The sequence below is a fragment of the Paenisporosarcina sp. HGH0030 genome (assembly GCF_000411295.1).
GTDB lineage: Bacteria > Bacillota > Bacilli > Bacillales_A > Planococcaceae > Paenisporosarcina.
In genome coordinates this window covers 694988-709976 of sequence record NZ_KE150421.1, presented here as the reverse complement: position 1 = coordinate 709976, position 14989 = coordinate 694988, and the positions used below count along the sequence as shown (strand labels likewise).

At 37.4% G+C, this 14989-nt stretch carries 13 protein-coding genes; all 13 read right to left on the bottom strand.

The window, feature by feature from the left end; translation table 11 throughout:
* Window positions 1–18: 18 nt before the first annotated feature.
* The 13 genes from HMPREF1210_RS03505 to HMPREF1210_RS03445 all read right to left on the bottom strand — a co-directional run bounded on the left by HMPREF1210_RS03505 (window position 19) and on the right by HMPREF1210_RS03445 (window position 14943).
* The gene (locus HMPREF1210_RS03505; RefSeq protein WP_016427228.1) at window positions 19–978 is read right to left on the bottom strand and encodes an ATP-grasp domain-containing protein; all 960 of its coding nucleotides are present in this window, start codon (window positions 976–978) and stop codon (window positions 19–21) included.
* Between the two features lie 250 nt (window positions 979–1228).
* The gene (locus tag HMPREF1210_RS03500; RefSeq protein ID WP_016427227.1) at window positions 1229–2422 is read right to left on the bottom strand and encodes a hypothetical protein; all 1194 of its coding nucleotides are present in this window, start codon (window positions 2420–2422) and stop codon (window positions 1229–1231) included.
* A 21-nt stretch (window positions 2423–2443) separates the two neighbouring features.
* Complete coding sequence (locus HMPREF1210_RS03495; protein ID WP_016427226.1) at window positions 2444–3661, bottom strand: lipopolysaccharide biosynthesis protein; 1218 nt, start codon at window positions 3659–3661, stop codon at window positions 2444–2446.
* A gap of 134 nt (window positions 3662–3795) precedes the next feature.
* Window positions 3796–4857 (bottom strand): glycosyltransferase family 4 protein, encoded by a 1062-nt coding sequence (locus HMPREF1210_RS03490; RefSeq protein WP_255349289.1) that lies wholly within the window; start codon window positions 4855–4857, stop codon window positions 3796–3798.
* Window positions 4858–4957: 100 nt separating this feature from the next.
* The gene (locus HMPREF1210_RS03485; RefSeq protein WP_231391047.1) at window positions 4958–6115 is read right to left on the bottom strand and encodes a DegT/DnrJ/EryC1/StrS aminotransferase family protein; all 1158 of its coding nucleotides are present in this window, start codon (window positions 6113–6115) and stop codon (window positions 4958–4960) included.
* A gap of 37 nt (window positions 6116–6152) precedes the next feature.
* Window positions 6153–7064 carry a GNAT family N-acetyltransferase gene (locus HMPREF1210_RS03480; protein WP_036659346.1) on the bottom strand — a complete coding sequence of 304 codons (912 nt, stop codon included), beginning with the start codon at window positions 7062–7064 and terminating at the stop codon, window positions 6153–6155.
* A complete protein-coding gene (locus HMPREF1210_RS03475) occupies window positions 7057–8169 on the bottom strand; it encodes a Gfo/Idh/MocA family protein (protein ID WP_016427222.1) in 1113 nt (370 codons plus the stop codon). Before HMPREF1210_RS03475 ends, HMPREF1210_RS03480 begins: the two co-directional genes overlap by 8 nt.
* Window positions 8166–9080 (bottom strand): UDP-3-O-(3-hydroxymyristoyl)glucosamine N-acyltransferase, encoded by a 915-nt coding sequence (locus tag HMPREF1210_RS17240; RefSeq protein WP_016427221.1) that lies wholly within the window; start codon window positions 9078–9080, stop codon window positions 8166–8168. Before HMPREF1210_RS17240 ends, HMPREF1210_RS03475 begins: the two co-directional genes overlap by 4 nt.
* Window positions 9077–9808, bottom strand: coding sequence for a hypothetical protein (locus HMPREF1210_RS03465; RefSeq protein ID WP_016427220.1), 732 nt, complete (start codon window positions 9806–9808; stop codon window positions 9077–9079). The genes HMPREF1210_RS17240 and HMPREF1210_RS03465 overlap by 4 nt, the downstream gene beginning before the upstream one ends.
* Before the next feature lie 11 nt (window positions 9809–9819).
* On the bottom strand, window positions 9820–11130 hold the full coding sequence (locus tag HMPREF1210_RS03460) for a nucleotide sugar dehydrogenase (RefSeq protein ID WP_016427219.1): 1311 nt from the start codon (window positions 11128–11130) through the stop codon (window positions 9820–9822).
* Between the two features lie 32 nt (window positions 11131–11162).
* Window positions 11163–12389, bottom strand: a complete 1227-nt coding sequence (locus HMPREF1210_RS03455; protein ID WP_016427218.1) for an O-antigen polymerase — start codon at window positions 12387–12389, stop codon at window positions 11163–11165.
* A gap of 209 nt (window positions 12390–12598) precedes the next feature.
* Entirely contained in the window at window positions 12599–13855 is a 1257-nt protein-coding gene (locus HMPREF1210_RS03450; RefSeq protein ID WP_016427217.1) for a glycosyltransferase family 4 protein, read from the bottom strand.
* Complete coding sequence (locus tag HMPREF1210_RS03445; RefSeq protein WP_036659683.1) at window positions 13852–14943, bottom strand: DegT/DnrJ/EryC1/StrS aminotransferase family protein; 1092 nt, start codon at window positions 14941–14943, stop codon at window positions 13852–13854. Before HMPREF1210_RS03445 ends, HMPREF1210_RS03450 begins: the two co-directional genes overlap by 4 nt.
* Between the last annotated feature and the right edge of the window lie 46 nt (window positions 14944–14989).

Sequence of the window (14989 nt, the reverse complement as noted above, 5' to 3'; positions counted from 1 at the left end):
TGAATTCTCAACATCTAGTTATCTAATAATCTTGATTTCGTTGTATTTCATCATCCGAATACGTTCTTCGTACCGACCAATGACATTTTCATTCACTTGATTGTGTAAATTATGGACGATCATCTTCGGTATGTTGACACCACTTTCATAGGCATGCGGGTAACCTCCACCAAAACGTGGATTCACTTCCGAAATGATATATTCCCCTTTTACTTTAAAAATGTCGATGTCAATGATTCCTCTAAAACCAATCACTTTCACAAAATCTTTAATGAGATCAAACAGTTTTTCGTCTTTGATAGAAATGGATTTATCCGTTTCTCCTGCTCTCATCGCAAGCTTTTCTTTTGTAAAAATGGCGACGGGTTCACCTGAATGGAGATCTATATACACATCCGCGCCGATTTCAACCCCATCTATAAATTCCTGAATCATCATATTCTTATAGTTTTTAAATAAGAATTCAACTTCCTCTTTTGATGTCACTTTATTGATATTGATACTTGCGCTGCCCTTTACTGGTTTAACAAATACGGGAAAATCTACAACCCCAGCATCCACATTTCGATAAAATTCTTCTTTATCAATATAGCTTTTGATTGAATGAAAACCGTTTTTTACTAGAAATGTATTCAGCGAAAACTTATCAAAGCACATCTCAACGTTTTCTAAATCAGACACAATCGGGATGGTGCCTACGTTTAAAAATTCTTCTCGATGTTTTGCTAACAAACTGATTTCCGGGTCGATTAACGTAAACACAGCCTTGACATCATTATTTTTACAAATTGCTAGAATCGTACTTAAATAATCTTGATGATCCATCCTTGGAACGATGAAGTACTGGTCCGCATCATAAAGTGCTGGTGCGAGAGGACTACAATCTGTCGCGTAGACCTTGCCGATTCCTTCAAGCTCTTTTTTGAAGTATTGAACGATTTTATTCCTAGTTCCACAACTAAGAATCAATATGTTCATTTGAAAAGCTCCTCTCATTTCTTTTGAGCGCGAACCTTTAGTTGCTGAGTGGTGCTACTACTTATGAGCACCGATTTCGGGTTTATGAGCAACGACCCGGGTATATGAGCACGAAACTCGAGTTTATGAGCGTTTTTCTAGCATTTATGAGTGACTTTTCCTCGGTTATAAGCACGTCGCACGTATCTATGTGCACCTTTCCCCCCGTTATGAGCGCGCCTTCCTCCTCCAAATTGCCAAAGAAATATGTTCACAAATAATGATCAGCTGTCCATTTTTCACGAGCTTCCATCATCACGCCATCTTTCTCGACATAGACAGCAGGAAAGAACTTAATAAATAACGGAGATAGACTCATGGAATACGCGCCAACTTTTTCATAAATGATTTGATCCCCAACCAAAACTTGAGGAGCGTCCTCTAGCACCATGATTCGGTCATCCTCCATGCAGGTAAATCCAGAGATGACTTGTTTGTCGATAAGCTTTCTATCCTCACTAATCTTATACTGAACCCTAAAAAACTTTATCCCCTTATTTTTCAGTGGATTGATATTAATGTGACTACCATCCGTTGTGGCAAAATGATTCGCACTCGTTTGCTTCACATCAACGACACTTGTCACAAAACTAAATGGAGAGGAAACAATCGACGTTCCTGGTTCTACAATTAAGACCGTATCTTCGTTGTTAAAGACTTTGCTTAATTCAGAAGAAATTACCTCGATATATTCATCAAACTGGGGTTTATCTTTAAGCCCTCCAAAAAACCCTCCACCGACATCCACATACTTTAGCTTTAGTGAATATTTTTGTGTAATTTCACAGGCCATTTTCGAAATCGCTCGATAGATATTTAAACTTCTTGTCTTTGTACTGCAATGTAAATGCAGGCCTGTTAAGCTGATCGTTTTTAGCTCATTGACAGTATCAATCGCTTTCTTCAAATCCCCATTTTCATAACAAAACCCAAATCGCCCACCCTCTGCTCCCATAACGGTTTCATTAGGACAGGCACGCTCCAAATCAAAGTTCACGCGAATGCCAACTTCAAAAATTTCCCCACTAGACCGATCCAACTCCCTAAGCCAATCTAGCTCCCTTTGCGAATCAACATTCACAATACATCCATTCTTAACCGCTTCGATGAACGTTTCTTTTGATTTAGCGACCCCGTTATAAATGATTTTTTCTTTTTTATACCCCAGCTTCTTCGCTAATTCATATTCATCGTCTGAAACCACTTCTGCATAGATACCGCGCTCTTTAAAGTAATTCAATAACCAAGGCAATCCGTTCGTTTTGAATGAATAGCCAATGAGCGAGTTACCCCAATGTTTTTGAAGTGCTTCCTCTAGCTGATTGAGATTTGACTGTAATTCCTGTTCATCGATTAAAAAATAAGGTGTTTCTAAGTGATCATGCGTCAACCTTTGATTTCTCACCGTTTTCCACCCTTTGAAGAATTATTCACCCATTACATGTTCTTCTTGATTTCTTCGATTACTTACAATAAAAATACAAATCATGAGGATTAATTGATACACACTTGAAATGAAAATCCCGATACAAAAGCCCATTAATCCATAAAATTGATACAAGACAAACGCACAAACCATATATACAATCACATTGGAGCCATTAATGATCAACTGCCAATTGATATGGTTAAATTTCAGAATAAAAGGTTGGATGACCGAACTAATCACACCGACAATAGCCGTTGCGGTTGTAATATAAATATATTTTAACGACTCATTTGCCCAATCAGGATATAAAAAACCTAGAACAAACGGACTGATCCAAATCGTAAAAACATATCCAATGATGCCAACAATCCCTGTCAGTAGCATAATCGAACCGAATGTTTTGTGATTGAATTTTTCCATTCTCGCTATATAACTCAAAATCACCCCATTAATCGGCGTGATGGCCATGGACATGATTTTACCGATGATGGTCGCCGTATAATAAATCGTTACCGCAGCTGGGCCAAGTAATGGGAAAATTAATAGTTTATCTGCATAATTTAATACGTTTGTTAGTAGAGAGGAGCCGAGGAGAACGATACTTTTATAAGTAGTGGAGTTAAATATGTCTGTGCGTACAACTGGTTCTTTCAATAGGGTTGAATTTTTGATGATATAGAGAACACTAAATCCGTATCCAAAAATAAAGATGAATTGCCAGTATCCCATCGAACTAAATAAAAAAGTGCCCAAAATATAGCCAATGGTTAAGATCACATTATTGATTACAATCTTTTTATAGTTTAACTGTAGCCGAAAACTGACGCCTAAATATTCTCTTAATAAATTTAAACAGGAGATGAGGACGATTAAACTAATACTGATGAATGAAAACTTACCTTCATAATAGATTGTTCCAATGATCATCATAATCGTGCTTAACGCGATACTGCTGATTAATAAAATATTGAAATCACCAGAAATTCGCTTTTTACTATATTCTTCATCTATTAATAATCGAATATTGTTTAACACATTGCCGAACGGAAAACTCAATACAGTAAAGAGACTGATTAAAGTAACGACCAAACCGTATTGCTCTTCACCTAATCGATCCCCAATAATCGGTAAAGTGAATAATTGAAGAATAATAATCGGTATGGCTGTAGCGACAATATTTAATAGTGAATCAATCAAAAACTTTTTCTTACTCAAATGGCGTACTCCCTACTAAATATTGATGTGCCAAAACGGCTTTCTAGATTGTAGCCACGAAGTCATACCATACTTAACCATTTTTTTGTGTGTACACACAAGACTAACGTGTTCGATGGCAGATGGTTTACGTATTATAGATTCTTATATAAACGGAATAATTTTTGTTCTTCGATACTCCAATTGTATTTTTCTTTCACCGCTAAGCGGCCATTTTTCCCCATTTCTTTTGCAATGTCAGGGTTTTTCAATAAATACAAAATAGCCTCTGCGATTTCATCAACATTTTCGGGGTCAACTGGGATTCCAAATTTGTATCTTTTCAATTCTTCCCTGGCATATGGAAAATCGGTTATAATGACGGGCAATCCCATCGCCATATATTCATAGACTTTTGTTGCAAAATGATCGCCTTTGTTATATTGGCCAACATTTAAAACTGTACATAGACCAATCCTACTTTTTCGCAAAATATCCGTTACTTCTTCTCGATTTACATGACCTCTATAATCCACACACGCAAACTCTTTCATTCCACGAACGTCTTGAAGATAACGATCAGGGGATAAGACGCCCCCCAATATCAAGTTAACCTTCGCTTTATAGGCAGCTTGAATGTTATACGTAATACCTCGATCATGGGTTAGCGTGCCAATATGACAAATCGTATTTTTTAGTTTTTCTTCCTTTTCATTAAAACGATCGTACAATTCGTGTAACATGGGAAAGTTATCGATAAATGCCGTTTTTTTCGCCCGGTTTTCAAAAGGATTTTTCAAACTATACGTACATGGAAAGACAACCGCATCAATTCGTTTAATCGAATAGGTTTCATACATGAAATATATTTTTGCGATGACCTTCCGTAAAAACTTTGGAATATATTCTTTTTCTTTAATTTGCATCGGATAATTTTCGTGGGAATCAAAGATGACTTTCTTTCCTCGTTTTTTTAACTTATTCCCGATTGGCATTAATTCAGGATCATGATAATGATAGATATCGGCATCTACTTCCACAGCTTTTATAAATATCTTTTTCTTGGAGTTCAACATCCGATCAAGTCGGCTCTTTGGCTTAAAATTGGTCGAGATGATCTTTACTTGATCCACTGTTTCATTAGGTAATTGATCATTTACAATTAAGGAGACATCATAGCCATGACTTGCTAATGATTTACATTCCTTTTCAAATATGCGAATATCATAACGTTCATGAGCACTCGTTATATGACATACTTTTTTGATGATGGTCCCTCCAATATCCGTTCATTACATATTCCACTATTTGTCTCGTCTATAAGTTGCTCTTCTTGATATAGTCTGAAACCACTTTTGCCACAAGTTCTACATCCGTTTCCTTCAAATATGGATGCATTGGTAACGACAGAACACAATCACAATGCTCGTTAGTAACTTGAAAATCTTCTTCATTAAATTGTAAATGTACAAATGCTTTCTGTTTATGCATTGGATTCACGTAATACACCATACTTGGAATCCCGTTCTTATTGAGATGTTGTTGTAACTGATCCCGTTGCTCCCTATTCTTAAGCTTAATAGTATACTGGGCAAAGCTAGATAAAAATCCATCGGGGATGGCAGGTGTATCAACCATTGCGCTCAATTTTTCATTATAAAGTTGATAAATTCGGTTTACGTCATCCAATTCATGCTGGATGAACGCGTCAAGCTTGACTTGTAAAATGGCTGCTTGGATCGTATCAAGTCGCGAATTCAACCCAATGCGAATATTGTCGTACTTACTTTCGCCTTTTCCATGAACCTTCAAAGACTTTAACAACTCTGCTAATTCATCATCATCCGTAAAAATTGCCCCACCATCTCCATAACAACCTAAAGGCTTCGCTGGGAAGAAAGAAGTTGTTGCGGCATCACCAAAACTGCATGCTCGTTTCCCATGAATATTGCCCCCAAAGCCTTGGGCAGCGTCTTCTAATACAAGTAAATGATATTTCTTTGCGATACGCTCGATTTCAAGATGATCAGCAGGTAACCCAAATAAATCAACAGGAATAATCACTTTTGGTGTGACTTTCCCTTCTTTTAACGTTTTAACAATGGCCTTCTCTAGTTGCGTTGGATCCATGTTAAAGGTATCTCTACATACATCCACAAACACCGGTGTTGCACCGCAAAACGAAACCACTTCTCCTGTTGAGAAAAATGTTAAATCTGGAATGAAAACGGCATCGCCTTCCCCAATCCCCCACGCCATCAGCACAAGGGTCATCGCTTCTGTTCCATTCGCACACGTGATGCAATGCTTCACGCCCACATATTCAGCTAATCGTTCTTCGAGTGCCTTTACTTCTCTTCCTTCGATATAATTGGAATGAAATAAAACACCTTGAATCGCTGAATCGATTTGATGTTTATAGGTTTGATATTGAGCCTGTAAATCACGAAACTGCATAGCCACTCTCCAATCCACATAAATTCCACCCGGAAAACCCATTACGTCCGTAACCCTAGAAAACCTTATGAATATTATGGTAAGGCATTTGCCTTGAACCAAATTGTCTGAAAAACTGCTCGATATTTTGCTTCATACTTCCTTCAAAATCAAACTTCCGATTCAACCTACTTGCTAATTTAATGCCTTCATAAATCAGTAAAGTTAGGGATTGATTGTTTCGATAGTCAGGATTTGAACCGGACATTAAATAATAAACCGTCTCGTCATCCCAAACAAAATAAGCTGCGGCATGAATTTGATGTTGCTCATCCGCGCAATAATATATTTTCCTAGCATTTCTTTGTTCACATGCTTCATCAATTCTCAAAACCGTTTCAAATGAATAGGGGATTTCTAAGTTTTGCCTCTCAAACGTCAGTTTATTTAAATGATAGAATTCATCGATTCCAAGACCTTCATAAATCTGCAAGCTTTTCTCTGCTTTTCTTATATTCTTTCGTATATTGGAATTGAAATTTTGATAGACTTCATCCAAATTGGAAGTATGGTGTATGACATACGTATACCTTGTTGTTTGCGAGTAGCCACGCCAATAAAAAGGAAGCCAGTTTGTAAAGGAATAATGAAAGTATTGTTGGTATTTTGTTAACCCCAGTTTCTCGATTTCATCTATGATGGTATTCATCATGTTTTTTTCATACGTCAGTGTTCTTTCGTATTTTTGATCTGGTGGGTATCGCATCCAGATGCCATTCGTTTGGGTTAACGTCGCTTTTCTAATTTCTTTCTCGGTTCCGATTTGTTGGAGATAGTATGGCAAGGACGCACGGATTTCGCCGTTTTCTTTAATTAAGATGGCACCCCATTCATTCGGACAAACCGCATCCATCCACCAGCCTTTTGAAAATAAAGGAATGGTCGTTTCCTGCTCGCTGAATTGCAGATACTTTTCGAGTTCAGTCATGCCCCTGCCCACTTCCACTAACTCGATGAAATAAATTAATAAAATCTAATGTACTCGCCTTCTCCAGTGGGAGTTGGATACTTTTCTTTTCAGCAGCTGACTTATAAATGGCAAGGACGAGTTCTAATGCCCTTCTGCCATCTTCAGCCGTCACATATGGTTCACGGTCCTGTTTTATCGCCTCAATGACGTCTGCATAGAGTGGCGTATGTCCAAAGCCATAGACGGTTGGCGGATTCTCGTGATACTTGGCTTTTACTTCCTGTGAATCGTCCAATTGATCCGCAAACAGCCATTCTTCAATAATATTTACTGATTTCCCACCGATTTTAACGGTCCCTTGATCCCCGAACACATAGAGCGTTTCCTCAAAATTTTGAGGATAAATGTTTGTTGTTCCCTCAATTACACCGTAACTACCGTTCGAAAATCGAACTAACGCAATTCCAAGATCTTCAGCCTCGATAAATGGATGCTTTAAATTATCCGTCATTCCAACAACTTCTACAATGTCGTCACCCATCATCCACCGCAAAAGATCAATATTATGAATGCATTGATTCATGAGTGCCCCACCGTCTTGCTGCCAAGTCCCTCGCCAAGGTGCCTGGATGTAGTAGTCCTCTCCACGGTTCCAGCGGATATGGGCTGTTCCGTGAAGTAGTCTACCAAAACGACCTGCCTCTACTGCTTCTCTCAATTTTTGAACCGATTTATTAAACCGATTTTGGTGGCAAGCACTTACTTTTAAGTTTTTCGCCTCTGCCCTTTCAATAATCTGATCAGCTTCTTCTAAAGAAAGCGCGATGGGTTTTTCAATAATCAAATGGCTTCCCGAATCGATACAATCCAATGCAATTTGTCCATGTTTCCCGCTTTCTGTACAAATCGCCACTAAATCAGGTTTTTCAATTGCCAGCATCTGTCGATAATCCGTATATTTAGTTACTGCAACCCCTAAATCAAATGTTGAAAAGGTCTGCTCCATTTTCTTTTCATCGAGATCACAAATGGCGACAATGTCTAACTTATTTTCAATAGCGGCGGCCAGATGATTCGGTGAAATCCTCCCGCAACCGATGATGGCAAATCGTAAGTTCGTCATTTCTCACCCACATGATTTCTTATTTTTTTTCCAGGCACACCGACAATCACCACATTATCCTCCACATCTTTTACAACGACCGAACCTAAGCCGATTAAACTATTGGCGCCAATGGTTACTTGATTTCGAATCGTCGCTGCAGGAGAGATATAAACATTTTTCTTAATCCACACACTTCCAGAGATATTGACCAACGCGGCAATCATGACATGATCTTCAATGATGACATTATGGGCGATGTGACAAAGGTTGTTAATTTTTACATGATTCCCGATTTCCACATCCCCTAACGTTCCTCTGTCAATACACGTATTCGCCCCAATTTCCACATCTTCGCCAATGATCACACCGCCAAAATGGGGAACTCTAACATTGATCCCGTCAGTATTTTCAAAATAGCCGAACCCATCAGTACCAATCACAGCACCTGAACGAATGATTGTATCTTTTCCAATCGTGACTTTCCCTTGGATCGAAACATTATTTTCGATTCGTACATTGTCTGAAATCACAACTTCTGGCCCTATATAACAATGGTGACCAATGTAAACTTGTTTACCGATACTCCTCGTTTCAACAACCGATGCTGCACTAATAAATTCAACCTTCGTCTCTTCATGAAAAAATTGATTGAGTATCGTAAAGTACATGGCTTTTGGATTGTCACAAAAAATAAAGTTTGCCTTCTCAAAAGAACTTGTATCAAATTGTAGTGAGACAATGAGCGAATTTGTAATGACTTTTCCCATAATGGCTTGCATTTTTTTCTCGTCTTTAATCCATGAAATTAAATTGGCAGCAATATTTTCAATGGAAACATAGGTATGAATCGTGAGTTCTGAATCACCGATAAATGTGTAGGGCATTTCTGTAGTGTCTAAAAAGTCTGTGATATCTTTTATACGAATCACCCTGTTATCTCCTTCCAATCAATCACTTGATCTAATGCGGTGAAATTGTTATACATAAAATCATATCGTTCACTTATCGATTGTTTGAGGAAGTCCTTTAGCTTAACTTCCATTGTTTCAATTTCAGTAGAATACCAGAAAGGATGGGTCAGAATGTGCAGCTTTTCATATTTTCCAGATTCAACCGTTTCAATCGGGTCTTCTCGCCAATTCATTCTTGAATCTGATACGTATTTCATGCTTTTGAAGTACTTGGAGGAATAGGAGTTGATGATTTGATGGAATTGAATATCATTTTCTAATACGAGTTTGGAAGGTCGATGCATGGAAACTACTTTCACTTCAGTATTTAGTAAGTTACCGAGAATTTTGGCTTCCATTTGTACAGCTTTCTGCATATCTTCAATAGTTTGAATATCATATCGTTTTTCATCAAAATGAATGCCAATTTCGTGACCTAACGACCGGATTTGTTTTAGCTTTTCGAAGGATTCTTTTGAAAAGATATTATAAAAATTAGTGGATAATAGAATGAAATAGGTTGATTTCACGGCTAGATCATGTTCTAGTCTGGCCATTTCTAGTGCTTTTTCAAGTGAGAAATCAACATCGTGCCTGATGATGACCGATTTTTTGACAGTTTCACTTTCGCGATACATGCAAAAGTAATACCCGTTGTGTCTTAATAATTCCAGCAGCTCGATGTAGGCTTTTGTTGTAAATTCCATTTCGTCTCCCCTTACAACAATTCGATTTTTTCTCGATTCAAAACATTCTGCATGGCATTTTTCGTATCAAAGATTGCCTTCGCATGTTGCTGAACGAAATCATAATCTACCTTTGTATGGGCAGTTGTGATCATTACTAAATCAGCACTTTCAATAAGCTCCGCAGTTAATTTTGATTCACCTTTTTTGATCACACCGTGTTCATCACGATATTCTGAAATATAAGGATCATAATAGATCACATCAGTATCGTTTTTTTCTAATACTTCGATAACTCGAATCGCTGGGCTTTCTCGATAATCTTCAATATCCTGTTTATACGCGACACCAAGGACTAAAATGCGCGATGCACTTAACGCCTTTTTCGATTTGTTTAAAATATTACTTGCTCGTTCCACACAGTATTCCGGCATTCGGTCATTGATCATCATGGAAGCCTCAATCATGGACGTGTGAAACCCATATTCACGCGCTTTCCAAGATAAATAATAGGGATCTAGTGGAATACAATGGCCCCCTAAACCTGGCCCTGGGTAAAAGGCCTGAAATCCATAGGGTTTCGTTGCAGCAGCATCGACCACTTCCCAGAAATTAATACCCATTCTGTTACAAAGAATGGCTAATTCATTGACGAGGCCAATATTGATATTTCTGTAGGTGTTCTCTAAGATTTTTTCCATTTCTGCAATCGCAGGTGATGAAACCCGATAAATCGGTGCTTCTAAAATGCTCTCATATAAACTCGCTGCGATTTCCGTACATTTTGCAGTCATTCCCCCTACCACTTTGGGGGTATTTTTCGTTTTATAGCGTAAATTCCCCGGATCGACTCGTTCAGGCGAAAACGCAAGATAGAAATCGACCCCACATTTCAGACCCGATGATTCAAAAATCGGCTTCAGGAGTTCTTCTGTTGTACCGGGATAGGTTGTAGATTCTAAAACGATTAACATTCCTTTATGCATATAAGGAACAATACTTTCTGCCGAAGCTTTCACATAACTAATATCCGGTTGCTTATAGAGGTCTAACGGTGTCGGCACACAAATACATACACAATCTGCCTGTGCAACCTGTGCAAAATCTGAGGTGGCGGTAAGGTAGCCGGATTGTACGATTTGTTCAAGGTCTTCGTTCACGACATCTCCAATGTAATTGATACCGGAATTCACCATAACTACTTTAGAATCTTGTATATCGAATCCGATTGTCCGGTACCCTGCTTTTGCCTTCTCCACAGCAAGAGGAAGACCAACATAACCTAGCCCTATGACCCCCAGTGTTGCTGTTTTATTAAGCAATTTTTCCTTTATAGTCTCCATTTTTCCACCCTCATTTTTTTTTGAGCTTGCCATCAAGTCTTTTCGTGTCTGTTAACCACGGAATTAGTTAGCCATATAACAAAAATTGCAAATAATATTCCATGAGTTAAAAGACTAGTAAATAGGGCTGCATCAACTAGTGCAGTTCCAGGAATGATGATAATTCCAGTTGATAAAACTAATGGAGTATTTTTTGACACACTATCTAATATTTTTAATACTCCCCCTAAGATCAACATAAAAAGGAGAATTCCAATTATTCCGAAATTCAAATAAGCATCCCCGAATATACCTACGTTAGGGCTAAAGTCTCTACCAAATACTTTTTGTGCTACTAAATAAACTGGATTAGTTCCATATGGATTATCAATGATAAAAGAAAGGAAAGATGCGGACAACTTATATTTCGTCATGTTCTCATAAAAATCAAAATATAAAAAATGTAACTGTGCAGGAACATAAAATAGCCTTCTTAAAAATAGCGATAACATATTTGGGTTATTAGAAATACTGTACAAAATATATAAAGTACTTTGTAAAAATATTAAGGCAGATGTGATAAAAAATAATATATTATTCTGATAACCCTTTTTAAAGAAATAATAAATTCCAAAAATAAGAATAGGCGCAAAAAGATAACTCTTATGTCCTGTCATTGCAAAAATTGAAATTTGTAAAATTAAGGAGATAACAACTAATATTCTATTTTTCCTGATCAATCCATAAATCAACAAGAACATATTTGTTATATGCGCTTGCCAAGGCAATAAATAATCCATTAACCAATTATCACTACTAGCGTTAAATTCTTCTCTAGTTGAATAAACATTTGATAGGTCAAAATTTATTCTTTGTAGACCACCAGTAACGATTAAAAAAACATAAACAATGATGGTTAAGAAAAATAATATTAAAAATGATAAATTTTTCCCCTCTTTTAAAGTAGGAAGTTTTAGCATTGGGGTTTTTACTAGAATATAAAAAAGTAATAAAAATGACAGTGAAATGGTTAGAAAAAATTCTCGTGAATGATCCTGTAACCAATAAAGTGATGAAATAGGTAAAAGTAAATTGATAAACAGTACATATACTACAATTTTGCTTGGATAACTTAGATTTTCTAATTTAATTATAAAAATACTTAAGATGAAAACTACTAGGTAAGATTCGAATAATTTAAAGATTGATATCTTAATAGTAAACCCTTCATATTCAAATACTGGATTTACAAATAAAAAGTAACCGTATTCCAATAGCATTTTAAAAACGATTATTACGAATAGTGTATATAGATATTTTTTTTTAAATGTAATATTAATAATAGACAGATCACATCCTCAGATCAGTATTTAAGGAAAATTCTCCAGCTAAAAATTTTGGTGATGTAAAATCATTGATTAAGTAATCCTTCCAGAATTCTTATCCATTTTTCCTTTAAAGAGCCCATCCTGACCACCAATCTATAAAATTATAGTAACTGTTCAAGCTTTCTAGTTAACACTTTAAAATCATAGTCTTGTGCGGCTTTTAATGCATTTTGACTATAAATTGCAACTTCATCCTGAGGCATATTAGACAGGTTAATAATGGCTTCCGCAAGCTGATTCGTACTAGCATTATCAATCACAATGCCACATTGATATTTTCGAATGAGATCGTACCCATATTCACATCCTGAAAGCGTTGGTTTCCCACTTGCAAAGTATTCAAACATTTTATTCACACTCGTACCAAACCGTTTGAGCCCGTTTTGTGAAAAAAGCTGCACAATATTTAAATCGGACTTACTGAGAATATACGGGATATGATTTTTATCGACAAACCCTTTAAATTGAATGTTTTTAATTCCATGTTCGACACAATATTTTTCTAAATTCTCTTTCTCTGTTCCTCGCCCATAAATTAAAAACTTTATATGATTAACACCTTTTTTCTGGATGATGTCTGCAATTTCTACAACCAGATCTACATTGTTTGCCTTCCGAATCGATCCTGTGTACACAACCTTAAACAGTTTGGGGTTGTTTAAATCAGGATCCACTACTATATAACGCTTTATATTTTCAGTGAAACGCTCTAAATCAACACCATTATTAATGTGATGCACTTTCGTTAAATCAATCGGTCCGCCGAGTTCTTTGTTCCACCCTCGTTCAATTATGTAATCTTTCCCACCCTCCATCGTAAAAATCAATTTGTCACACTTTTTATAAATCCATCTTTCCCCACGATATAGCAGATTGGTGACTAAGCTATTTCTTTTTATCGAGTCATATTCGATTAAGGACTCAGGCCATAGATCCCGTACTTCACAAACACAAGGAATGCCAAACTTTTTCGCGAGTTTAATGCCCGCTATTAAAGTTAGCGGATGAACACTTGAAGCGAGGATCACATCAGGCTTCCCGTGAATTTTTGCAACCTCTTTTGCGACGGGGAACAGATTTCGATAGAATACGATCATGTTTTTAATTCGTTGTTTGCCATTTCCAACATAACTAGGAGTCTTCACAAATACGTACGGAATGCCGTTTACTTCATCCGTTTTGTATTTTTGACCCCCTGTATCAATATTCTCGTCTGTATTATGGATCGTGCTTGCACAAAAAATGGTAGCTTGATGTCCTTGGCGGATTAAGTTTTCAGCAAACCAAAAATGCCGTCCCCCTAGGTCTTTAAACGTATCGGTGGCATAATGATTGAAGATCCAAATGTTCTTTTTCAATTTTTTGAGGCTCCCCACAGTTTTTTGATTGTGTCCACGACTCTTCCCAAGTCCTCATCGGTCATTTTTGTATCAGATGGCAAACAGACACCATTTTCAAATAACTTTTCTGATACATTGGCTCCTATAAAATCGTATTTCGCGAAGTATGGTTGCAAGTGCATCGGCTTCCAAGTTGGCCTTGATTCAATGTTTTCTTTTTCAAGAGCTTTCATAATGTCTAGTGGACGAACTTTTCCGCTTAGGGTCAAGGCAGTTAACCAATAGTTCGGTTCATTCCAATCGTGAATGGGCATAAACTCCACACCATCCAGGCCGCTTAACTCTTTTTGATAAAATTCAAAAATGTATTTTTTCTTTGCCACTCGTTGTTCTAGCACTCTCAGCTGACCTCGACCAATTCCGGCAACGACATTACTCATCCGGTAATTAAATCCTAATTCACTATGCTGATAGTGAATTGCTGGATCTCGACTTTGTGTAGCCCAGAATCGAACCTTGGCAATCCTCTCCGCATTGTCCGAAACTATCATCCCACCGCCTGAAGAAGTAATAATTTTGTTCCCATTAAAAGAAAAAACACCATAGTCTCCAAAAGTCCCAGTATGCGTACCTTTGTAGTAGGTTCCAAGCGATTCAGCCGCATCTTCAATCAATGCAACCTGATGTTTTTTGCAAAGCCGGGCGATCGGGTCCATATTCGCCGATAACCCATATAAATGTACGACTATGACGGCTTTCACCTTCGGATATTTCTGGAACGCTTCTTCTAATGCGGTAGGACTCATATTCCACGTTTCAGCATCACTATCAATAAAAACTGGAGTGGCATTTTGATAAATGATGGGATTAGCCGTCGCCGAAAAAGTTAACGACTGACAAAAAACAATATCTCCTTGCTCGACGCCAGCTGCTTTTAGAGCCAAATGAAGAGCTGCCGTTCCTGATGAAAGGGCCGCTGCAGATGTACTTCCCACTTTTTCAGCCAGCTCTTTCTCAAACAGATCGACATTTGCCCCAAGTGGTGAAATCCAATTCGTATCAAAAGCCTCTTGAACAAATGCCAGCTCAAACCCTTCCTCACTCATATGTGGCGATGAAAGATAGATTTTCTCTGACTTTGGATTTGGTTGA

Coding starts and splice junctions, on each gene's coding strand:
- HMPREF1210_RS03505 (WP_016427228.1), bottom strand. CDS start 978: ATGAACATATTGATTCTTAGTTGTGGAACTAGGAATAAAATCGTTCAA.
- HMPREF1210_RS03480 (WP_036659346.1), bottom strand. CDS start 7,064: ATGACTGAACTCGAAAAGTATCTGCAATTCAGCGAGCAGGAAACGACC.
- HMPREF1210_RS03475 (WP_016427222.1), bottom strand. CDS start 8,169: ATGACGAACTTACGATTTGCCATCATCGGTTGCGGGAGGATTTCACCG.
- HMPREF1210_RS03465 (WP_016427220.1), bottom strand. CDS start 9,808: ATGGAATTTACAACAAAAGCCTACATCGAGCTGCTGGAATTATTAAGA.
- HMPREF1210_RS03460 (WP_016427219.1), bottom strand. CDS start 11,130: ATGGAGACTATAAAGGAAAAATTGCTTAATAAAACAGCAACACTGGGG.
- HMPREF1210_RS03455 (WP_016427218.1), bottom strand. CDS start 12,389: ATGCTATTGGAATACGGTTACTTTTTATTTGTAAATCCAGTATTTGAA.
- HMPREF1210_RS03445 (WP_036659683.1), bottom strand. CDS start 14,943: ATGAGTGAGGAAGGGTTTGAGCTGGCATTTGTTCAAGAGGCTTTTGAT.